Source organism: Mycobacterium sp. NGS19 (assembly GCF_059813155.1).
This window is the reverse complement of the sequence record NZ_JCALEB010000003.1, coordinates 452,424-474,589: the sequence shown is the minus strand read 5'-3', so window position 1 is coordinate 474,589 and position 22,166 is coordinate 452,424. Positions and strand designations below refer to the sequence as shown.

Sequence of the window (22,166 nt, the reverse complement as noted above, 5' to 3'; positions counted from 1 at the left end):
CGACGAGCTAGCCGTCCGCGTCGGCGAAACCTGGAAGGTATTGCATCACAATGGATCTCATCGGCACATGGGCGTCCAGCTGACAGGCGATTGCGACGTTGGAGGCGATCACGCGCATCGGGATCGCGAGCTTCGGCGGCACGTCGAGCTGTCGCACCGTCTTGATCTGCGCCACCGAGCGTTCCATCTGCACCGCGGTCATCCGCTGCAACCACTTGCGGGTGTAATGGAACACCTCCGTTTGGACGGGTTCGATGTACTGGCGCAGCATGTCGTCGATTTCGCGCGCCGACACCTTCTCGCCGGGCTGGATGAACCCGATCACCTCCATCGTCGCGATCAGGTTGTCGTAGTCCCCGTCGATCGCATACCGCAGCATGTGGCCCAGCTCGATCGGTAGCCCGCCCGGCAGCGGCGCGACCGCCCCGAAGTCGATGACGCCCATCTTCTGATCAGCCATCAGCATGAAATTTCCGGGATGCGCGTCGCCGTGCATCATCTCCAGACGCTGTGGCGCGCTGTAGGTCAGCTCGGCCAGCAGGGTGCCCATCCGGTCCCGCTGCTCGACGGTGCCGCTGCGGATGATCTGCGACATCGGAATGCCGTCGATCCATTCCGCCACAAGCACTTTCGGGGCGCTCGCGACGATATGAGGTATCACGAACTTCGGATCACCCTCGTACGCCTTGGCGAATGCCCGCTGGTTCTCGGCCTCGAGCCGGTAGTCGAGCTCCATCTCGGTGCGTTCGATCAGCTCGTCGACCACCGCATCGACGTCGGCGCCAGGGGAGAGCTGCTTGAGCACGCCGACCATCCGCTGCATGGTCTTCAGGTCGGCCCGCAGCGCTTCGTCGGCACCGGGGTACTGGATCTTCACCGCGACCTGCCGGCCGTCGTGCCACACCGCCTTGTGCACCTGGCCGATGCTCGCGGAAGCCACCGGGGTGTCGTCGAACGACATGAACCGCTCACGCCACTTGGTGCCCAGCTGCGCGTCGAGCACCCGGTGCACCTTGGCCGCCGGCAACGGCGGGGCGTCTTTTTGCAGCTTGGTCAGCGCCTCGCGGTACGGCTTGCCGTACTGCTCGGGGATCGCGGCCTCCATTACCGACAGCGCCTGGCCGACCTTCATCGCCCCGCCCTTGAGTTCACCGAGCACGGTGAACAACTGCTGGGCGGCCTTGTCCATCAGCTCGGCGTTGACCTCGTCTTTCGACTTGCCGGTCAGCCTCTTGCCGAAGCCCAGTGCGGCCCTGCCGGCGATGCCGACGGGCAGGGAGGCAAGCTTCGCGTTGCGAGCCGCCCGACCACGTTTGATGTCTGCCACTCCACCATCATCCCCGACGAACGGGTCGGCGGTCGCACCGATGTGGCAACACGGGTTGTCAGCAGGAACACCGGGGATGGCGCGCCCACCGCCGCGCGACGATCGAGCTGGCGCCGACGTCGAATTCCAGCGTGGTGTCCAGCGTCGGCGGCGGGGCCGGGGTGCTGCCGGACTGGATGGCCCGCAGTATCCGGTCGACCTGGTTGACCGCCAGCGCGGCGGTGGCCAGCACCGTCGCCCGGTCCGCCGTGCCCACGGTGTCGCGCAGCTGCGCCGCCACCGCCGGCCAAGCAGCATCGTGATCGCTGCGGTGAAGGTCGGCGCAGCGCAGACAGCTGGTAACACCCGGCACCACCATCGGCCCGACCAGGCCGGTGCCGTCGCGCACCCGGACCAGAAGGTGTGGTGTCGCGGCCGCATGCAGTGCCCGCACAAGACCCGGGTCGACGACGAGGTAATCGGTCAACACGACGAGGTCCGCATCGGCCGCGGTGGCGCCGCGCTGGTTCGTGTGCCGCACGCGCGCCCCTGAGCAGCGAATCGCGTTGACGACGACGTCGGACAGCGGGCCGCTGCCGTGCACCCGGACGTTGATGGACCGCGTGGTCCGCGAAAGACGTTGGCGCGTAGCCACATTCGCACACAGAAGCTGCCGGACCACCTCCGCGAACTCCTGTGGGTCGGCGAGCCCGAGCTCGACTGCGCTTGCCAGCAGGTCGGCCGTCGGTACCCGCGACTGCATTCTGCGCAGCAGAACCGCCAAGGCGTCGGCCGTCAGGCCCAGGGGTGGGCGCACCAGCACCGCCCGGCGTGGATCCCATCCCACTTGGACGAACCCGTCGGGGCGTAGCAGCACAGGCATCGACGGCTCGAGTGTGACGACCCCCATGGCTTGACTGTGCCATGCGCGCAGTCGCACTCAGGGGTTATCCACAGGGGGCGGTTAGTCCTCGCCGTCGTCCTCGGTGCGCTCGTCGGTTTCGAATTGGGCGATCACTTCGTCGATGCCGCTGGTGTCGCCGCCGATCACCCGGTCGATGAACCCGGCCGGCTCGTCGAGGTCGTCGGAATCAGGCAGCAGGTCGGGGTGTTGCCAGACGGCGTCGCGCCCGTCGATACCCGCTGCCTCGGTCAGCCGCTCCCACAACGCGGCGGCCTCGCGCATTTTGCGGGGCCGCAGCTCCAGGCCGACCAGCGTGCCGAAGGTCTGTTCCGCAGGCCCGCCCGTGGCCCGTCGCCGCCGCAGCATCTCGCTCAGCGCCGCCGTGCCGGGGATGCGGTCACCCAGCGCGGCGGTCACCACCGTCTGCACCCAGCCCTCGATCAACGCGAGCAACGTCTCCAGGCGCTCCAGAGCCGCGGTCTGCTCGGGAGTGGCCTTGGGCTCGAACACGCCCTGCGTGAGCAACTGCTCCATCGCCGCCGGGTCGCCCAGCGCCATCGGGTTGAAGCCGCGCGCCGCCTCTTCGATGCCGCTCATGTCGATCTTCATTCCGCGCGCATACGACTCGACCGCATTCAGCAGCTGACTGGCCAGCCAGGGCACGTGGCTGAACAGGCGGTGGTGCGCGGCTTCGCGAGCCGCCAGGAACGTCAGGATCTCGCTGCGCGGCTGCTCCAGCCCCGTCGACAACTCTTCGATCGCGTCGGGCATCAGCGCGCCCACGCCCTTCGGCCCCAGCGGCAGTCCGATGTCGGTGGAGGTGAGCACCTCCTTCGACAGCGTGCCCAGCGCCTGGCCCAGCTGCGAGCCGAACGCCATCCCACCCATCTGCGTCATCATCGACATCAGCGGGCCGGCCATCGCCTTGGCCTCCTCCGGCAACGCCGCCGCCCATACCGTCGAAATCTGTTGTGCCATCGGGTCGCACAGCCGCTTCCAGGTGTCCAGCGTGTTGTCCACCCAGTCCTGCGGCGTCCACCCGACCGCCTTGACCGTGCCGGCGGGCAGTGCGGTCGCCCCGTCCAGCCACGTCTCCGCGAGGTGCACAGCGTCGGCGATGGCCGACGACGTCGTGGCGGGAACCGGTTTGACGAAACCGATCGAACTGGACGCCAGCTTTCGCGCGAGGTCGTAGTTCACCGGTCCCGACGCCTTGCCCGAAGCCATCGCGCTGCCCGCGCCGCTGAACATCTGGCCGAGTTGGGTGAACAGCTTGCCGAGGTCGGTGACGTCGAAGCCCATGGCGGACTCGTCGCCGGAATCGGCATCCTTCTTCCGCTTGTCGCGGTCGGGATCGTCACCGGCGGAAAAGCCGAAAGGCAGGTCAGCCATAACCCCAACGGTACTCACCGCCACGGAACTCGGGGCGGCTCGGCGTCACGCTCTCCGTGAACGGGTTGGGTTTTCGGTTCCGTACTGTGTCTGGCGTGAACAGGCGGATTCTGACGCTGGTCGTGGCACTGGCGCCGATCGTCGCGTTCGGTGTGCTGCTCGGGGTGGTGACGGTGCCGTATGTGTCGCTCGGCCCGGGCCCGACTTTCAACACCCTCGGCGAGGTCGACGGCAAGGAGGTCGTCGACATCGAGGGCACCACGGTGTTTCCGGCGTCGGGCCATTTGAACATGACCACGGTGGCGCAGCGCGACCAGCTGACGCTCGGTCAGGCGGTCGTGCTGTGGATGTCGGGCCGCGAGCAGCTGGTGCCGCGCAGCCTGGTCTATCCACCCGACAAATCGCGCGACGAGGTCACCAAGGAGAACACCGAAGACTTCGAGGCCTCAGAAGACAAGGCCAAATATGCGGCTCTGGGCTTCCTTCACTACGCGCCGGCGGTGACGGTCGAGGTGGTCAACGACGACGGCCCGTCGCACGACAAGCTGCAACCCGGTGACGCGATAGACAAGGTCAACGGCACTGCGATCACCAGCCTCGACCAGTTCCAGTCGCTGCTGAAGCAGACCAAACCGGACCAGCAGATCGTCGTCGACTTCCGCCGCAAGAACGCGCCGCCGGGCTCGACGACGATCAGACTCGGCAAGAACAAGGACCGCGATTACGGTTTTCTCGGTGTCAGCGTGCGCGAGGCGCCGTGGGCGCCGTTCAAAATCACGTTCAATCTGGCCAATATCGGCGGACCGTCGGCCGGGTTGATGTTCGCGCTGGCGGTGGTTGACAAGCTCACCACCGGAGACTTGACCGCGTCGAAGTTCGTCGCCGGCACCGGCACCATCGACAGCGACGGCAAAGTCGGGCCGATCGGCGGGATCACCCACAAGATGCTCGCCGCCCACGAAGCCGGCGCGACGGTGTTCCTGGTGCCCACCGACAACTGCGCCGAGGCGCGCAGCGCCGACGACGACGGCCTCGAGCTGGTCAAGGTCGACTCGTTGGGTCAGGCGGTCGACGCATTGCACCAGCTTTCAGCCGGCGGCGAACCTCCTCGCTGCTGACAATCCCGCCTCACCGCTGATGCGTACAGTTGGGTCACCACCGCCGAACCGCGCGAGGCTTGTCCGAGCGGGTAACTAGCACCAAGCAGGAGTTGAGACGTGGGAATGCGGCCGTCCGCCAGGATGCCCAAGCTGACTCGGCGAAGCCGGATACTAATCGGCATAGCGCTCGCCGTCGTGGCGTTGCTGCTGGTGGGCCCGCGGTTCGTGGACGCGTACGTCGACTGGCTGTGGTTCGGAGAACTCGGCTACCGCTCGGTGTTCAGCACCGTGGTGGTGACGCGCTTGGTGGTGTTTTTGGTCACGGCCCTGTTGGTCGGCGCGATCGTGTACGCCGGACTGGCGCTGGCTTATCGTTCGCGTCCGGTGTTCGTGCCGGCCAACGGCCCCAACGACCCCGTCGCGCGGTACCGCACCGCGGTGCTGACCCGGCTGCGGTTGTTCGGCATCGGTATCCCGGCGGTGGTGGGCGTGCTGGCCGGGATCATCGCGCAGAGCTACTGGGCGCGGGTCCAGCTCTTCCTGCACGGCGGTGACTTCGGCGTCGCGGACCCGCAATTCGGCAAGGATCTGGGCTTCTACGCGTTCGACCTCCCGTTCTACCGGTTGGTGCTTAGCTATCTGTTCGTCGCGGTGTTCCTGGCGTTTCTGGCGAACCTCGTCAGCCACTACATCTTCGGCGGAATCCGGCTATCGGGCCGCACCGGTGCGCTGAGTCGTTCGGCCCGCATCCAGCTGGTGGTGCTGGTCGGAATTCTGGTGGTGCTCAAGGCCGTTGCGTACTGGCTGGACCGCTACGAGCTGCTGTCGCACACCCGCGGCGGCAAGCCGTTCACCGGGGCCGGCTACACCGACATCAACGCGGTGCTGCCGGCGAAGATGATCCTGCTCGCCATCGCGCTGATCTGCGCGGTCGCCGTGTTCTCCGCGATCGTGTTGCGCGACTTGCGAATTCCGGCCATCGGTCTGGTGCTGTTGTTGCTGTCGTCGTTGATCATCGGGGCGGGCTGGCCGCTGATCGTCGAGCAGTTCAGCGTCAAACCGAACGCGGCACAGAAGGAAGGCGAGTACATCAGCCGGAGCATCACCGCGACGCGGCAGGCCTACGGGCTGACCGACAACGTGGTGACGTACCGCGACTACAGCGGCAACTCCACCGCGACCGCCCAGCAGGTGGCCGCCGATCGGGCCACCACATCGAACATTAGGGTGCTCGACCCTACGATCGTCAGCCCGGCATTCACGCAGTTTCAGCAGGGCAAGAACTTCTACTACTTTCCCGACCAGTTGTCGATCGACCGCTATCAGGGGCCCGACGGAAACCTGCGGGATTTCGTAGTCGCAGCCCGAGAACTCAACCCGGACAGGCTGATCGACAACCAGCGCGACTGGATCAACCGGCACACCGTCTACACGCACGGCAACGGTTTCATAGCATCGCCGGCCAACACGGTGCGCGGAATCGCCAATGACCCCAACCAGAACGGCGGCTACCCCGAGTTCCTCGTCAACGTCGTCGGCGCCAACGGCACGGTGCGTTCGGACGGGCCCGCCCCGCTGGACCAGCCGCGAATTTACTTCGGACCGGTGATCGCGAGCGCGGCAGCCGATTACGCGATCGTCGGCAAGACCGGCGCCGACCGCGAGTACGACTACGAGACCAACACCGAGACCAAGAACTACACCTACACCGGCACCGGCGGTGTGCCCCTGGGTAACTGGTTCGCCCGTACCGTGTTCGCCGCGAAGTTCGCCGAGCGAAACTTCCTGTTCTCCAACGTGATCGGCGACAACAGCAAGATCTTGTTCAACCGGGACCCGGCGCAGCGGGTAGAGGCCGTGGCGCCGTGGCTGACCACCGACAGCTCGGTGTATCCGGCGGTGGTGAACAAGCGGCTGGTGTGGATCGTCGACGGCTACACCACGCTGGACAACTATCCGTACTCGGAGTTGACGTCACTGTCGTCTGCGACGGCCGACTCCAACGAGGTGGCGGTGAACCGGCTGGCACCTGACAAGCAGGTGTCCTACATCCGAAATTCGGTGAAGGCCACCGTCGACGCCTATGACGGCACCGTGACGCTGTACGCCCAGGATGAGAGCGATCCGGTCTTGCAGGCGTGGACGAAGGTGTTCCCCGGCACGGTGAAGCCGAAGAGCGCGATATCGCCGGATCTTGCTGCGCACCTTCGCTATCCGGAGGACTTGTTCAAGGTCCAGCGAATGCTGCTGGGCAAGTACCACGTCAACGATCCGGTGACGTTCTTCTCCACCTCCGACTTCTGGGACGTGCCGCTCGACCCGAACCCGACAGCCAGCAGTTATCAGCCGCCGTACTACATCGTCGCCAAAGACCTTGCGCGCAATGACAACTCGTCGTCGTTCCAGCTGACCAGCGCGATGAACCGGTTCAAGCGCGACTTCTTGGCCGCCTACATCAGCGCCAGCTCCGACCCGGCGACATACGGCAGGATCACGGTGCTGACGATTCCGGGGCAGGTCAACGGTCCCAAGCTGGCCAACAACGCGATCACCACAGACACGGCGGTGTCGCAATACCTCGGTGTGATCGGGCGCGACAACCAGAACCGCATCCGGTGGGGCAATTTGTTGACGCTGCCGATCGGCCAGGGCGGGCTGCTCTACGTCGAACCCGTGTACGCCTCGCCCGGCACCAGCGACGTGGCATCGTCGTACCCGAGGCTCATTCGGGTGGCGATGATGTACAACGACCGGGTCAGCTTCGGGCCGACGGTGCGTGACGCTCTCGAGCAGCTGTTCGGCCCAGGCGCGGGCGCCACCGCGACAGGCCCGGCACCGGCGCCGGAGGGCACGCCACCCGCAGGGGCGCCGTCCACACCGGTACCGACGGCTGCGCCCGACGGCAATTCGCCTCCTCCTGCTGCTACGCCCGCACCTGCTGCGGTGCCGCCGGGAGGGCCGGTGCAGTTGTCGACGCAAAAGGCCGCGGCCTTGCAGGAGGTGCAGTCCGCGCTGGACTCGGTGCAGCAGGCGCAGCGAAGCGGCAACTTCGCCGATTACGGCAACGCGCTGCAGCGCCTCAACGACGCGATGACGAAGTACAACAACGCCAAGTAGCCCCGTCCCTTCGCGCGAGGGTGCGTGTCTGCTCAGCGACACGCCGCTCTGGGCGTACGGCGGTGCACGCTCGCGGCCGTCGAGCGCGCGATTTGGCCACTGGCCGTGGCTTCGGTAACCTTGCGTTCACCGACGCGGGGTGGAGCAGCTCGGTAGCTCGCTGGGCTCATAACCCAGAGGTCGCAGGTTCAAATCCTGTCCCCGCTACCAAGTAGAACGGCCTCCGGGAGCGATCTCCGGGGGCCGTTTTCCATGGGGTCGATCCCCGCGTGACCGCACTTCACCCTGACAGCTGTAACGCATGTGACTGTGGCGCCGATGACCTTCCGACGGACTTTGGCGCAGCGCAGGGGGTCGGGTGGTAGGACGCATGAGTGCGGTGGCTGTTGCCGTCGCGGTGGCAGGCGCAGCACTGATCGGTGTGACCGCTGGCGTTGCAAACGCAGAGTCGAGTTGTCCTGACGTCCATTGGATCGGCGCCGCCGGCTCCGGCGAGCGCGACGATCCGACCGCGAACGGCGGAATGGGCCGAGTGGTCTACCAGTCATACCGCGATCTCGCCCAGCAAGTGCAGCGAGACGGCCGGGTGATCACGGCCGAAGCAGTCGACTATCCCGCCAAGGCAGTGCCCGCCGATGGCGACCTGCTCGGCTGGGCCGGCTTCATGAGCAGCGTCGACGCCGGCACCGCCGCATTGCGCACCCAGTACGCGACATTCGCAACACGTTGCCCCGCAAGCAAAGTCGTGCTGGCCGGTTACTCGCAGGGGGCAATGGTGGTGCACCGCAACCTGCAGCCGCTGGCCGACAGCCCCAACATCGCGGCGGCGCTGCTGGTCGCCGACGGCGACCGGCTACCCGGCGACACCGTGATCACCATCGGTTCGGCCACTGCGTCGCCCGCCAAAGGCAAAGGCGTGGCGCAGGACTGGCCGATCTTGGCGCACGCTCCAGGCAAGCTCCCCGACACCATTGGCAGCCGCACGATCAGCGTCTGCGATCGCGGCGACGCCGTCTGTGACGCCGTTTCCGGCCCGACGACCGCCGCTGGCGTGGCCATCCACACGAGCTACGCGCTCAACACCAGCGGCGGATACGCCTGGACCGCTCCGGTCTATCAATTGCTCGGGCCGTCGCCTCAGGTCTCGCAGCTGGCGTCGGACACGCGCACGGTGAGGTAATGCCTAGAACGGTGCGGTAATGGCGTGGAACCGCGTGACTATCGGGCCGCTTCCAGCTGGCTGGGGGCGTGCCGCTTGACCCGCCGCGCATTCGCGGCCTGAGCCGCTTCGGCGTTGCGCCGCAGGCGGCGAATCTCGCGGTTGATCCGACGGGTAAGCACCCGGTCGTCGCGCTTGGTCAGTGACCGACTCCGTTCAACCAGCAGATCCAGCTGCTGCCAGCTGAGTCCGTCTAGGTCGCCGTCGGAGTCATGCGTGGCCACAACCACTCCGCCGCGCAACAGCGGCACCGTTTTCGCGGTGAAATTCGTAGTGGCCAAGAGTAGTTCGGTAGCCCTGCGGTTGGGACGGCGCTGGCACCGCCGGGTCGAGGGAGTGAACCAGAAGTCGAACTGCCTGTCGGTGCTGGTCAAGCTCTCCAGCCCACAGTTGTTGATCAGATCTGCGATGTCGGCCTTGCTGTAGGCCCGGGTTTCATAAGCGACGCCATTGGGGCTGAAGTAAAGGACAGTGTTCATTCAGATGTTCCATTCGACTCTTTCTGGGTGGTGGTGATGGGCTGGTGCCTGACCAACCGCTGTTACCAAAGTTACCCATGTGACAGTTGAGATAAACCTCGATAACGAATTCGACACGTCGTGAAATAGGTCACTTTTCCGCCCACAGAGAACCGCACGGCACGCCACCGGAATGCGGCATAACGGGTTCAGATACTGGGTAGGCTTTGCCCACGCGGCGTCGTCGCCGCCGATCGGAGTGGTCATGGCTCACCAGATCCAGCGCGGCCGCGCAGCTAGATCAACTAACGGCCTTGCCGAGTTATCTCCCGCCCGCGCCCTCATGGTCCGATCGTCGGACGGCACCCGCTTGCACACCGAGGTCTTCGGGCCCGACGACGGCTATCCGATCGTGTTGAGCCACGGCATCACCTGTGCGCTTCGCGTATGGAAACACCAGATCGCCGATCTCGCTACCGACCACCGCGTCATCGCCTTCGACCACCGCGGCCACGGCCGCAGCGAAATTCCACGCCATCGGCGCCACTACACCCTCGACTATCTCGCCGCTGACCTGAACGCCGTCCTCGACGCGACGTTGCGACCGGGGGAGCGGGCGGTGATCGCCGGACACTCGATGGGCGGCATGACCATCAGCGCCTGGTCCCATCGGTACCGCGACTCGGTGCCACACCGCGCCGACGCGGTCGCGCTGATCAACACCGCCACCGGCGACCTGCTGCGCGAGCTGCGTCTGCTCAACGTGCCGGGTCTTCTGGCTGCGGCCCGAATTCGAGTGGCGGAACAGGTTATTCGCGCTATCGGGCCGCTGCCCGTCCCGGCCGGCGCCAAGTGGACCAGCCGTCGATTCATCACGGCACTGGCGGTGGGTGCGGACGCTCACCCGTCGGTCACCGATCTGGTCTACGAACTGTTCATGGGCACCTCACCGGTCGCTCGCGGCGGATGTGCGCGAATGCTTGCCGACGCGCTCGGCCCTGAACACCTGCCCTTGGACGGTCTGACCGTGCCGGCGTTGGTGATCGGCAGCACGAAAGACCGCCTGCTGCCGATCGGGCAGTCACGAAAGATCGCCGACGCTGTCCCGAATCTCGCCGGCTTCGTCGAACTGCCCGGCGGGCACTGCGCCATCCTCGAGCACCCCGACAAGGTGAACCAGCACCTGCGCGACTTGGTGGCGTCGGTGACCCGGCCCCAGCGAGCGACCTCCTAGCCGCGCAGCCGCTTCGCCACCTCAGCCGCGGCGCGCCGGCCCGACCGCACCGCCCCGTCCATGAATCCGGTCCACTCGTCGGCGGTTTCAGTACCCGCCCAGTGGACAGGGCCGACGGGCCGCCGCAGCCACGGACCGAACCGGCTCCACGACCCAGGCGGGACCGCCGCCGTCGGGCCGCCGGGTGCGAACGGTTCCTGACTCCAGCAGTGGTCGAGGTAGTCGATGGGATCCAGTGCGGCGTCCCCGAAGATGTCAGCGAAGCAGCCAACTGCGACATCGCGACGACGACTAGGCGGCAGCGGGTCGAACGTGCGAGCGTCGGCAAAGCCGAGCAGGATGCCCGGGCCGCGCTCCGACGGGCTGACGTCGAACGTGATGAACACCGGCCCCTCATCCGAAAGCGCTTGTCCGGTCTGGCCTTTGGTGCGCCAGAACGGTGTCTCGTAGGCGACGTAGGCCTTGCTGAGCTTGCCTTGCGGCCAGCGTTCGGCAAGGTGGCGATACTCCAGCGGCAGCTCTGGCGCGAACTCGATGCCGTCGCGATGTTCGGGCGCGATCGCGACGATCGCGAACCGCGCGTGCACCTCGTGTCCGTCGTGGGACGCGGTCACCCCGTCGAAGTCGCGCCATGCGATGCGCCGCACGCGGGCGTCGAGGCGCAGCCGGGATCCGAGCTCGTCGGCGATTCGCAGCGCAATCTGCTGCGTCCCGCCGGGGAACCGGTCCTGCTGCGCACCGCCGCGGGTGTCGAGCATCCGGTCCAGCCCTCCGGCGGCATTGACGTAGCGCACCACGTGCAAGAGCGACACTTCGTCGGGCTCCGCACCCCACGTCACGCGGCTGATCAACGCCAGCAGCACCCGCACCGCCTCCGAGGCGCGGATCGATCCGAGCCACTCCGCCAACGACATCGCATCCAGCGACGCATCGGCCGTCCACGGTTCGGTGATCGACACCCGGCGACCCAGACGGGCGAGCTGCCAGCGCACCCGCGCCAGATCCAACAGTTCCCGGATGGACAGCTTCGGAATGGTGCCGCGATACGCCCTGACGCGCCCGCGCCAGCGGATCAGGTTGAGGCCGTCGGCGTAGGTGGGCACTGTCTGACATCCCAAGTCGGCCGCCACTTTGAGCACTTCATCCTGGGTGGGACCGACGAACGTGGCGCCGAGGTCGACGGGCACGCCGGCGATGGTGCCGGTGCACGATCGCCCGCCGACGCGCTCTCTGCCCTCGAGGACGACGACATCGTGGCCACGGTGGACCAGTTCCCGCGCTGCGGTCAGCCCTGCGAAGCCTGCGCCCACGACCACGACGTCGGTGTTGGTCTCAGTCACGGGCATCAGTCAACTCCTGTTCGGCGCGGCGATACATGCCTATCGTGGGAGACATGAACGTCAGCGCGGACGAATACTTCGATGTGTTGATCATCGGTGCCGGAATCTCCGGAATCGATGCGGCGTACCGCATTCGCGAGAAGAACCCCGACATTCGGTATGCGGTGCTGGAGCGACGTGACCGGTTGGGCGGCACCTGGGACCTGTTCCGCTATCCCGGCGTGCGGTCCGACAGCGACATCTTCACGCTCAGCTTCCCGTTCGAGCCGTGGCGCCGCGAGGAAGCGATCGCCGATGGTGCACACATCTGGCAGTATCTCGCCGACACCGCTGACAAGTACCACATCACCGAACACATCCGGTTCAACACGTTCGTCCGGTCGGCCGACTGGGATTCCAGCACTGATACGTGGACCGTCCGTGCCGAACAGGATGGCACCGAGAAGACCTATCAATGCGGGTTCTTGTATTGCGCCACTGGCTATTACGACTACGACCACCCGTATCTACCTGACTTCCAGGGCATCGAGGACTTCCAGGGGGAGGTGGTCCACCCCCAGCACTGGCCGGAGTCGCTCGACTACACCGGCAAGCACGTCGTGGTGATAGGCAGCGGCGCGACGGCGATCAGCCTCATTCCCGCGCTGGCGGAAAAGGCCGGGCGGGTGACCATGCTGCAGCGCTCACCCACATACCTGTATTCGTCCAAGCAGGTGGACCCGCTGTCCAACTGGTTCCGAAAGCTGTTGCCGCCCAAGGTCGCTTACTGGTTGATCCGTTGGCGGTTTGCACTCTTCTACGTGTTCACCTACCAGTTCGCCAAGAAGGCACCCGGGTTGATGAAGAGGTTCTTGCGGCGGATGGCTGTCAGCAACCTGCCCAAGGGCTACGACATCGACACCCACTTCAAGCCGCGTTACAACCCGTGGGATCAGCGCCTTTGCCTCATTCTCGACGCAGATGTCTACAAGACCATCGCCGAGGGCCGCACCGAAGTGGTCACCGACCATATCGACCACTTCGACGAGACCGGTATTGCGCTGGCCTCCGGTCGGCACATCGACGCGGACATCGTCGTCACCGCTACCGGCCTGCAGCTGCAGGCGCTGGGCGGCATCACGGTGAGCGTCGACGGCGAGAAGATCAACATGCACGACCGGTTCGTCTACAAGGGCTACATGCTCGATGACGTGCCCAACTTGGCGTGGTGTATCGGCTACACCAACGCGTCGTGGACGCTGCGCGCCGACATGAATGCGGAGTCGATCGCGAAGTTGTTGGCGTACATGCGATCTCATGGCTACACCCACGCCTATCCGCATCTGGAAGACAAGAACCTGCCGGAGAAGCTGACGTGGGATCTGCAGGCCGGCTACGTCATGCGTGCGCTGGACGTGTTGCCGAAGTCGAGCGTGCACCGCCCGTGGAACATGCGGCACAACTACCTGCTCGACGCGCTCGACCACCGGTTCGACCGCCTCGAGGAGTCGATGGTGTTCGGCCGCGCAGAACAGGCCCGCGCCGCTTAGGGCGCCACCGACAGCCAGTCCGCGAAGCCGGACGGGTCGTGCCGGCCCAGGGCGCCGTGCTCGAACAGACCCCAGCCCTCGGCGGGCTCGCCGTCGCCGTCGCGGCACAGCGCCCGGCCCACGTGGTCGATCACACCGAAGCCCGCCCGCCCGACGATCGCCGGGTCCGTCATGTCGTAGGTCAGCCGCTCGGTGAACTTCTCGCCCTTCCACATGCCGTGCAGCCAATCGGCGTCGCCGCCGTAGCCGCCACCGACGTGAATCGGTACCGGCAGCTTGGATTCGACGTCGAACCGCACCGGTGTGCCGTCGGCGGCGGTGGCGTCGATGGTCGCGCCGGTGGGGATCCGCGTGCCGGATCGGTAGTGGATCTTCACCCGCGGCCAGCCGAGTTGCTCGACGCGCCCATCGCGCCAGATCCGCGTGCAGTCGTTGAGCGAACGGAACCCGTCGGGCTCCTCTTGGATGATCAGCACGATGCCGAAGTCGTCGAACGCCATCGGCACGTACAGCCACCACATGCCCTCGAACGGCGGATCGGCCGGCCGGCCGGCCGGTTCCGGTTCGCCGATCGGTCGGATGCCCCACGACCTGTCCCGGGAGCCGATCCAGGTGTCGGGGTCGACGGCGATCTCGTCGCCGTCGATGGCGATGCGGCCGCTCCAGGTGCCCAGCTGCGCAAATCGCTGCGCGTCCAACGTAATTCGGTTACCACTGCGCAGCACATGGCGCTGTTCCTGCACAGCGTCGAACAAGCCGTTCCACGTGAGGTCGACGGAAATACCTTCGGTTTGCTCGAGGACAATCCGCAATTCGTGCAACGGCTCGACGACGTCCACCCGGTAGCCGATCACGTTCTGCCGCAGGCGGTCCTGGTCGATTGCATCGGACAGATGAACGGCGGTCTGCACATCGCCTCTGCGCACCAGCACGAAAGCGTCCTTCACGCCGAGGTTCGGGTAGTAGCCGATCCCACTGATCAGGAAGATGTCTCCGGTGCGGTCGTGGGCGTTGAAGTACGAGCGGTCGTAGAAGTTGCGGTCGCTGGAGCCGGCCCAGGCGATCGGCTGCGGAACCTGGTGGACGGGGAATTCGTCGACGGGACCGATCATCAGGCCTCTTCTCCGATCAGCCGCTTCATCAATGCGGCATGGTAGAACAGCGATTCCACGTCCTGCGGCCGCTCGACCTCGCCGAAGTGCACGCGTCGCGCGCCAGTGCGCATGAATACACACGCCCACATCACTCCCGAGTACGCGTAGAACCAGTGCAGGTCGCCGAGTTCCACCCCGGTCAACTCGCGATATGTCGCCCGGACGTCGTCTTCCCGCAGCACGTCGGGCAGTCCCGGCAGCCCTGCCAGCCCCGCGAGTTCTTGAAACACCATGTGCGCGAAGATCAGCCACGCGACATCGAGTTCGCGTGGCCCCAGCGTCGTCATCTCCCAGTCGAGCACGGCGACGGGCCGGAAGTCGCGGTAGAGCACGTTGCCGATCCGCGCGTCACCCCACAGCAGCACCGGGTCGGCGGCGGCTACCTCGGCCGGCCAGTTGGCTTGCAGCCAGTCGAATGTCCGCTCCAACAACCCAGAGCGGCCGATGTCGGGTACCGCGAAGTCATACCAGGACCGCACCCACGCGAAGTGACGCTCCAGCGCATTGCCGCCGGTGCCCAGGAACCCGAACGTCGACGTCGGATCCGGAATGGCATGCAGCTTCGCCAGCACCTCAATGGTCGAGTTCTGCAACAGTCGCTTCGATTGCATCGGTGCGTCGTGAAACCAGTTGCCCCCGAACGTATATGGCATCACATCGGGCGGTACCACACCGTCGACGTAATCCATCAGGAAGAACGGGGAACCGAGCACTGACCCGGTTGGCTCGAGCCACCGCACCCGCGGCACGGGAACATCAGTGAGTTCACCGACCAGCCGTATCACCTCGAATTGATGGTCGAGCCGGTACGACGGAAACACCGGAACGTCTTGGGCGCCGGGGGCGACGCGTGCGACGAATCGTTGCTCGGTCGGCGTACCGCCGTCTACCCAGCGCGCCGTGAGAATGATCGTCTCCGACGACATCCCGGTCGCGTCGACGCCACTTTCCACGGTCACTTCCGGAACCCGGTTGCCCGGCAGCACGGTAGACAGCCACTGCGACATCACATCCGGCAGCGTGCTGGTGTCACGGCTGGATCGCTGTAGTCGGCTGACGTCGTCGACAGCCGGTTCTCCCGCCACATTCGCTCCAATTACGATACTGTTGGTAGCGATATGAAAGCAGATCCGTCGACCGTTGACAAGACCCCGGGACGGCCGCGCGACCCCCGCATCGACGCGTCGATCCTGCGCGCCGCAACTGAATTGCTCACGGAGATCGGATATCCGAACCTGACCATGGCCGCCGTGGCCGAGCGGGCCGGTACCACCAAGACGGCGCTGTACCGGCGGTGGTCGAGCAAGGCCGAACTAATCCACGAGGCGGTGTTTCCCGCGGCGCCGACCGCGCTCGTTACATCGTCGAACAGCTTCGCCGACGACGTGCGCGCGATGGTCGAAGCCACCCGTGACGTGTTCACCACGCCGGTGGTTCGCGCCGCGCTACCCGGCCTGGTTGCTGACATGGCAGGCGATCCGGAGCTGAACAGCCGTGTGATGCAACGTTTTACGGGGCTGTTCGCGGCGGTGCGCGACCGCGTGCGACGGGCGATCGACGAGGGCGATGCCCGGCCGGAAACCGACCCCGACCGGCTGGTGGAGGTGATCGGCGGTGCGACCATGTTGAGGATGTTGCTGCATCCGGGGGAGGACCTCGACGACAACTGGGCCGCGCAAACCAGCGCAATCGTGCTCGACGGTGTGGTGGCATGACAGGCGTGCTGCAACCATTTCCCAGCGACTGGCAGTCGATGCTGGTGCTGATGCCCCACCCCGACGACCCCGAATACGGCATGGCGGCGGCCGTCGCGAAGTGGACCTCCGCAGGCAAGACCGTGCGATACGTGATGGCGACGCGCGGCGAGGCGGGCATCGCCGGCATGGCGCCGGAAGAGACGGCAGCGGTCCGCGAAGCCGAAGAACGGCGCTCCGCCGCCATCGTCGGCGTGTCGAGCGTCGACTTCTGGGATTTCCCGGACAGTCAGATCCGCGACTGTGACGAACTGCGCGCGAAGATCGCCGACGCCATCCGCGACGCACAGCCCGACATCGTCGTGACGATTTTCGGTGGACCGCAATGGGCGCCCGGCGCGCCGAACCAGCGTGATCACATGGAGTTTGCCGCCGCCGTGCGCGCAGTCTGCACCGATCGCCGGCTGTTCAGCAACGGCCCCAACGGAACGCACGCGGAGATTGTCGACGAGTTCGTCGACGTCGCGGTGCGGTCCCTGGCCGCGCATGAGAAGTATCTGTCGGTGCTCGACCCGGATACGTCGGTGGTCGAGCAGGCACGCAAGCAAGTCGAGATGACGACGCCGGCGCATCCCGACTTCGGCGGGCACCGCGTCGTCGAGTTCATCCTCGAGAACTGACCACGATCATGGCCGAGCGTCAGCGCACGAATTCCGCTGCGCGGTCGCACAAGTCGAGCAGCGGCTGCGGCATGATGCCGAGCACGATCGTCGCGGCCGCCGAGATCGCGATCGCGATCTTGCTCAGCGTGCTGGGCACCACCACCTGCGGCGGCTCGGCAGCTGGTTCGGTGAAGAACATCAGCACGATCACGCGGACGTAGAAGTACGCGGCGACACCGCTGGCCACCACGCCGACGATCACCAGCGGCGCGGCCCCGCCTTCGACAGCGGCCTTGAACACCGCGAACTTCGCGACGAAGCCACTTGTCAACGGGATACCGGCGAACGCCAGAAGGAACCCGGAGAACATCGCGCCGACGAGCGGCCGCTCCCGGCCCAGGCCCGCCCAGCGCGACATATCGGTGTCTTCGTCGCCCTCTCGGTTGCGCACCAACGACACCACGGCGAACGCCCCGAGCGTGCTGAACCCGTAGGCCACCAGATAGAACATCGTGGACGACAGTCCCGCTTTGTTCGCGGCGATCACGCCGGTGAGGATGAACCCGGCGTGCGCCACCGACGAATACGCGAGCATCCGTTTGGCGTCGGACTGCGTCACCGCGCTGATCGTGCCGACGGCCATCGTCAGGATCGCGATCGCCCACATCACCGGGCGCCATTGCGTCTGCATGTGCGGCAGTGCGACGTAGAACACCCGCAGCATCGCACCGAACGCGGCGATCTTCGTGGCGGCGGCCATGAACCCGGTGATCGGCGTCGGCGCGCCCTGATACACGTCGGGGATCCACGAATGGAACGGCACCGCACCGACTTTGAACAGCAACCCCACCGACAGCAACGCGACACCGATCAACGCCATCGTCTGGTCCCGCTGGCCACTGATGACGTCGCTGATTCCGCCGAGTGTCAGTGTGCCGGCATACCCGTACAGCAAGGCGATGCCGTACAAGAAGAACGCCGACGAAAACGCCCCCAGCAGAAAGTATTTCAGTGCCGCTTCCTGAGACAACAACCGGCGTCGGCGGGCCAGGCCACACAGCAGGTACAGCGGCAGTGACAGCACCTCCAGTGCCACGAACATGGTCAGCAGGTCGTTGGCCGCGGGAAACAGCAGCATCCCGGCGAGCGCGAACAACACCAACGGAAACACTTCCGTTTGGCTCATGCCGGTCCGGTCGGCCTCCCGCTCAGCGGTGCTGCCGGGCACGGTGGACGCTTGCGGCGTGAACGCGTCGAAGCCGGCCGGTGCGACCGAAACAGCCTCCAACGCAGGCATTTCGACGCTCAGGCGGCGCTCGGCGATGAGCATCAGAGCCAAGATGCCGACCACCAACAGCGTCCCCTGCAACAGCAGCGCCGGCCCGTCGATCGCGACAGATCCCGCGACGGCGACCTGGCCGGGCAGCCGCACGCCCGACGCCACCAGCACCACCGCGACCAGCGCGGCCACCGATGCGCCGAGGCTGAGGACCAGCTGAACCGGATAGCGCATCCGCCGCGGCGCGAACGCTTCCACCAGCACGCCCGCGACGGCGGCGCCGAAGACGATCAGCATGGGGGAGGCGAGGGCGTATTCGACGCTGGGGGCGGGAATGCTCATTTCGGCTGTCCCTCTGCGGTTTTCGACGGGGGCGCCGACGGCGCCGGATCGCGCTGGCCGATGGTGGTCAAGGTGTGGCCAACGGCGGGGTTGATGACGTCGAGGGCGGGCTTGGGATAGATCCCCAGCACCAGAAGCAGTGCGATCAACGGTGCGACGACCACGGCCTCACGCGGCAGCAGGTCGCGCAGCCGCTCGTTGCCGTCCTTCACGGGACCGGTCATCATCCGCTGGTACATCCACAGCACGTAGACCGCAGAGAGCACCAGTGCGGTGGCGGCCACGACGGCGGCGGCCTGATAGCGGGTGAATGTGCCGATGAGGACAAGGAATTCACTGATGAACGGCGCCAGTCCAGGCAGTGAGAGCGTGGCCAGGCCCGCAACCAGGAACGTGCCGGCCAGCACAGGTGCCACCTTCTGCACGCCGCCGAACGAGGCGATCGCGCGGCTGCCGCGCCGCGACGTCAGGAACCCGGCGATGAGGAACAGCGCGGCGGTGGAGATGCCGTGGTTGACCATGTACAGCGTGGACCCGGTCTGACCCTGGCTCGTCATCACGAAGATGCCGAGGATGATGAACCCGAAGTGGCTGATCGATGTGTAGGCGATCAGGCGCATCACGTCGGTCTGACCGATCGCCACGATCGCGCCGTAGACAATGCCGACCACGGCGAGCGTGATCACCAGCGGCGCGAAGGTTTTCGATGCATCCGGGAACAGCTGTAAGCAGAAGCGCAGCATGCCGAAGGTGCCGACCTTGTCCACCACCGCCATCATCAGCACCGCGGTCGCCGGTGTAGCCTGCACCGCGGCGTCAGGTAGCCAGGCGTGAAACGGCCACAGCGGCGCCTTGACCGCGAACGCGAACATAAAACCGAGGAACAGCGCGTTGAGCACCAGCGGGCTGGCGCCGAGCTGGCCCGTGGACGCCATCGTCACGATCTCGCGGAAATCGAACGTGCCGCCGCCGTTGCGGGCTGTCACCACGTACAGGCCGATCACCGCGGCGAGCATGATCAACCCGCCGAACAGGTTGTACAGCAAGAACTTGACGGCCGCGCGTGATCGATGTTCGCCGCCGAACCCGCCGATGAGGAAGTACATCGGGATCAGCATGGCCTCGAAGAACACGTAAAACAGCAGGACGTCAAGCGCCACTAGGGAAATCAGAACCATCGCCTCGACCGCGAGGATCAACGCCACATAGGTGTGCACGGCGCGTTTGCGGTCGCCGGCGTCGTTCCAGGCGGCCACCAAGAGAAGCGGCACCAGCACAGCCGTGAGCACTACCAGCGCCAGTGCGATGCCGTCGAGTCCGAGCGTGTAACCGGTGCCGAAAGCCGGTATCCACTGGTGCTTTTCGACGAACTGGAACTGCGCACCGGAGGTGTCGAAAGAGACTGCGAGCACCACGGCGACGGCCAGCACGCCCAGCGATACGACCAGTCCCGCCCACTTCGCCAGCGCCCGTTGTGCCGGCGGCAAAAGCATGATCAGCACCGTGCCGGCCACCGGCAGCAGCCACAGGATCGACAACAAGGGAATGTGGTTCACCACAGTTTCACCGCCAGGATTGCGGCGACCACCAGTGCGGCGCCGGCGAACATGGACAGCGCATAGGACCGCGCGAAACCCGTTTGGGCGGAACGCAGTGCGCCGGACAGTCGGCCGATTGCACCTGCGAGTTCGGTGACGGTGCCGTCGATGCCCTTGTCGTCGACGCGCACCAGCGTTCGGGTCAGGTCAGCCCCGGGCCGCATGAACACCTCTTCGTTGAACGCGTCGCCGTAAAGATCTTTGCGTGCCGCGACGGTGAGCACCGAACCGGCGGGTGCGACGGCGGGCACCGGACGTGTTCCGTAGAGCCGGTAGGCGATCGCGATCCCGACCGCAACGACGGCCAGCGTGATCGCGGTGGTCACCCACACCGGCACCGCATGGGTCACCTCTTCGTGGGCGCCGACGACGGGCTCCAGCCAATGCTGCAACGTGCCGCCGATCGCGAGCAGTCCACCGGAGGCCACCGAGCCGACGGCCAGCACGATCATCGGCCACGTCATCACTTTCGGCGCCTCGTGCGGATGCACATTCTCGGCCCAACGCTTCTGCCCGAAGAACGTCATCAGCATCACCCGCGTCATGTAAAACGCGGTGATGCCTGCGCCCAGCAGTGCGGCTCCGCCCAGCACCGCGCCCTTGAATCCGCCTGCCGCCAAAGCTGTTTCGATGATCGCGTCCTTGGAGAAGAACCCGGCCAGCGGCGGAACGCCGATGATCGCGAGATAGCCGAGCCCGAACGTCACGTAGGTGATGGGCAGCGCTTTGCGCAGCGCGCCGAAGTGGCGCATGTCGACGTCGTCGTCCATCGCGTGCATCACCGACCCGGCGCCCAAAAACAGGCCGGCCTTGAAGAACCCGTGGGTCAACAGGTGCAGGATCGCGAACGCGTATCCGGCCGGTCCCAGTCCGGCGGCGAGCACCATGTATCCGATCTGGCTCATCGTGGAGGCAGCGAGCGCCTTCTTGATGTCATCCTTCGCGCAGCCGATGATCGCCCCGAACAGCAACGTGACCGCGCCGACGGCCGCGACGCCGGCCTGTGCGCCGGGGGCCAGGTTGTAGATCGGGTGCGACCGCACGATCAGATACACCCCGGCGGTCACCATGGTGGCCGCGTGAATCAGCGCGGAAACCGGTGTGGGGCCTTCCATCGCGTCGCCGAGCCAGGACTGCAGCGGCACCTGCGCGGACTTGCCGCAAGCGGCCAATAGCAGCAGCAGCCCGATCGCGGTCAGCACCCCCTCGCTGGTGCGTTCGGTCGCGCCGAACACCCCAGAAAACGAGATCGTCCCGAACGTCGCGAACATCACCATCATCGCCACGGCCAGCCCGATGTCGCCGACGCGGTTGACCACGAACGCCTTCTTGGCCGCGGTGGCAGCCGACGGTTTGTGATACCAGAACCCGATCAGCAGGTACGAGGCCAGACCAACGCCCTCCCACCCGACGTACAGGCCGAGGTAGTTGTCGGCGAGCACCAACAGCAGCATCGCCGCGACGAATAGATTGAGATACGCGAAAAACCGTCGCCGGTCGGGGTCTTCGGCCATGTAGCCGATGGAGTAGATGTGGATCAGCGCGCCCACGCCGGTGATCAACAGCACGAAGCACATCGACAGCGGATCGACCAGCAGGCCGAAGTTCACCTGGAGGCCGCCCACGGGCACCCAGGAGAACCCGTCGAGATGGATCGCGCGGTCTTCGCCGTGGCGACCGAGCAGCTCGGTCAGCAGCACCACACCGACAGCGAATGCGCCCAGCACCGTCGCACATCCCAGCAGGTGCCCCCAGCGGTCACTGCGCCGACCGGCCAACAGCAACACCGCCGCGCCAAAAGCGGGCAGCGTCAACAACAACCAGCTCAGCTCGCCCAT

Annotated in this window: 17 protein-coding genes and 1 tRNA gene; 8 read left to right on the top strand and 10 right to left on the bottom strand. The window is 66.1% G+C overall.

Annotated features, from left to right (window positions below; genetic code table 11):
• Positions 1-7: 7 nt before the first annotated feature.
• From AC5Y4N_RS12140 to AC5Y4N_RS12130, 3 genes are read right to left on the bottom strand one after another with little or no spacing between them, the layout of a single operon-like run.
• Positions 8-1,369, bottom strand: coding sequence for a macrolide-binding ATPase MABP-1 (locus AC5Y4N_RS12140; protein WP_499908067.1), 1,362 nt, complete (start codon positions 1,367-1,369; stop codon positions 8-10).
• A gap of 16 nt (positions 1,370-1,385) precedes the next feature.
• Positions 1,386-2,216, bottom strand: a complete 831-nt coding sequence (locus AC5Y4N_RS12135) for a cyclodehydratase (protein WP_499907802.1) — start codon at positions 2,214-2,216, stop codon at positions 1,386-1,388.
• A gap of 54 nt (positions 2,217-2,270) precedes the next feature.
• A complete protein-coding gene (locus AC5Y4N_RS12130; RefSeq protein WP_499907803.1) occupies positions 2,271-3,620 on the bottom strand; it encodes a zinc-dependent metalloprotease in 1,350 nt (449 codons plus the stop codon).
• A gap of 77 nt (positions 3,621-3,697) precedes the next feature.
• On the opposite strand from AC5Y4N_RS12130, the gene AC5Y4N_RS12125 reads away from it, so the two are divergent.
• The 4 genes from AC5Y4N_RS12125 (at position 3,698) to AC5Y4N_RS12110 (ending at position 8,999) form a co-directional block, all read left to right on the top strand.
• Positions 3,698-4,720, top strand: coding sequence for a YlbL family protein (locus AC5Y4N_RS12125; RefSeq protein WP_499907804.1), 1,023 nt, complete (start codon positions 3,698-3,700; stop codon positions 4,718-4,720).
• Positions 4,721-4,819: 99 nt separating this feature from the next.
• Positions 4,820-7,819, top strand: a complete 3,000-nt coding sequence (locus tag AC5Y4N_RS12120) for a UPF0182 family protein (RefSeq protein WP_499907805.1) — start codon at positions 4,820-4,822, stop codon at positions 7,817-7,819.
• Positions 7,820-7,952: 133 nt separating this feature from the next.
• A tRNA-Met gene (locus tag AC5Y4N_RS12115) sits at positions 7,953-8,029 on the top strand.
• 160 nt (positions 8,030-8,189) lie between these two features.
• Positions 8,190-8,999 carry a cutinase family protein gene (locus AC5Y4N_RS12110; RefSeq protein ID WP_499907806.1) on the top strand — a complete coding sequence of 270 codons (810 nt, stop codon included), beginning with the start codon at positions 8,190-8,192 and terminating at the stop codon, positions 8,997-8,999.
• 38 nt (positions 9,000-9,037) lie between these two features.
• Here AC5Y4N_RS12110 and AC5Y4N_RS12105 read toward each other — a convergent pair whose 3' ends face one another.
• Positions 9,038-9,517: a hypothetical protein gene (locus AC5Y4N_RS12105; RefSeq protein ID WP_499907807.1), complete on the bottom strand. Its 480-nt coding sequence runs from the start codon at positions 9,515-9,517 to the stop codon at positions 9,038-9,040.
• A 244-nt stretch (positions 9,518-9,761) separates the two neighbouring features.
• On the opposite strand from AC5Y4N_RS12105, the gene AC5Y4N_RS12100 reads away from it, so the two are divergent.
• Positions 9,762-10,730, top strand: coding sequence for an alpha/beta fold hydrolase (locus AC5Y4N_RS12100; RefSeq protein WP_499907808.1), 969 nt, complete (start codon positions 9,762-9,764; stop codon positions 10,728-10,730).
• Here the strand turns inward: AC5Y4N_RS12100 and AC5Y4N_RS12095 are convergent.
• Positions 10,727-12,076 (bottom strand): flavin monoamine oxidase family protein, encoded by a 1,350-nt coding sequence (locus tag AC5Y4N_RS12095; protein ID WP_499907809.1) that lies wholly within the window; start codon positions 12,074-12,076, stop codon positions 10,727-10,729. The genes AC5Y4N_RS12100 and AC5Y4N_RS12095 overlap by 4 nt on opposite strands.
• Before the next feature lie 47 nt (positions 12,077-12,123).
• Here AC5Y4N_RS12095 and AC5Y4N_RS12090 point away from each other — a divergent pair, with 47 nt between their 5' ends.
• Positions 12,124-13,599 carry a flavin-containing monooxygenase gene (locus AC5Y4N_RS12090; RefSeq protein WP_499907810.1) on the top strand — a complete coding sequence of 492 codons (1,476 nt, stop codon included), beginning with the start codon at positions 12,124-12,126 and terminating at the stop codon, positions 13,597-13,599.
• Here AC5Y4N_RS12090 and AC5Y4N_RS12085 read toward each other — a convergent pair.
• Together AC5Y4N_RS12085 and AC5Y4N_RS12080 are read right to left on the bottom strand one after the other, a co-directional pair.
• Positions 13,596-14,711 (bottom strand): Rv3169 family protein, encoded by a 1,116-nt coding sequence (locus tag AC5Y4N_RS12085; protein WP_499907811.1) that lies wholly within the window; start codon positions 14,709-14,711, stop codon positions 13,596-13,598. The genes AC5Y4N_RS12090 and AC5Y4N_RS12085 overlap by 4 nt on opposite strands.
• Positions 14,711-15,838 carry a phosphotransferase family protein gene (locus AC5Y4N_RS12080; RefSeq protein ID WP_499907812.1) on the bottom strand — a complete coding sequence of 376 codons (1,128 nt, stop codon included), beginning with the start codon at positions 15,836-15,838 and terminating at the stop codon, positions 14,711-14,713. The genes AC5Y4N_RS12085 and AC5Y4N_RS12080 overlap by 1 nt, the downstream gene beginning before the upstream one ends.
• Before the next feature lie 33 nt (positions 15,839-15,871).
• Here AC5Y4N_RS12080 and AC5Y4N_RS12075 point away from each other — a divergent pair, with 33 nt between their 5' ends.
• Complete coding sequence (locus tag AC5Y4N_RS12075; RefSeq protein WP_499907813.1) at positions 15,872-16,468, top strand: TetR/AcrR family transcriptional regulator; 597 nt, start codon at positions 15,872-15,874, stop codon at positions 16,466-16,468.
• Positions 16,465-17,127 (top strand): PIG-L deacetylase family protein, encoded by a 663-nt coding sequence (locus AC5Y4N_RS12070; protein ID WP_499907814.1) that lies wholly within the window; start codon positions 16,465-16,467, stop codon positions 17,125-17,127. The genes AC5Y4N_RS12075 and AC5Y4N_RS12070 overlap by 4 nt, the downstream gene beginning before the upstream one ends.
• 19 nt (positions 17,128-17,146) lie before the next feature.
• Here the strand turns inward: AC5Y4N_RS12070 and nuoN are convergent, their stop codons facing one another.
• The 3 genes from nuoN to nuoL are packed head-to-tail and all read right to left on the bottom strand — an operon-like array spanning position 17,147 to position 22,166.
• Entirely contained in the window at positions 17,147-18,730 is a 1,584-nt protein-coding gene (gene nuoN / locus AC5Y4N_RS12065; RefSeq protein ID WP_499907815.1) for an NADH-quinone oxidoreductase subunit NuoN, read from the bottom strand.
• Positions 18,727-20,286: an NADH-quinone oxidoreductase subunit M gene (locus tag AC5Y4N_RS12060; RefSeq protein ID WP_499907816.1), complete on the bottom strand. Its 1,560-nt coding sequence runs from the start codon at positions 20,284-20,286 to the stop codon at positions 18,727-18,729. Before AC5Y4N_RS12060 ends, nuoN begins: the two co-directional genes overlap by 4 nt.
• The gene (gene nuoL, locus AC5Y4N_RS12055; protein ID WP_499907817.1) at positions 20,283-22,166 is read right to left on the bottom strand and encodes an NADH-quinone oxidoreductase subunit L; all 1,884 of its coding nucleotides are present in this window, start codon (positions 22,164-22,166) and stop codon (positions 20,283-20,285) included. Before nuoL ends, AC5Y4N_RS12060 begins: the two co-directional genes overlap by 4 nt.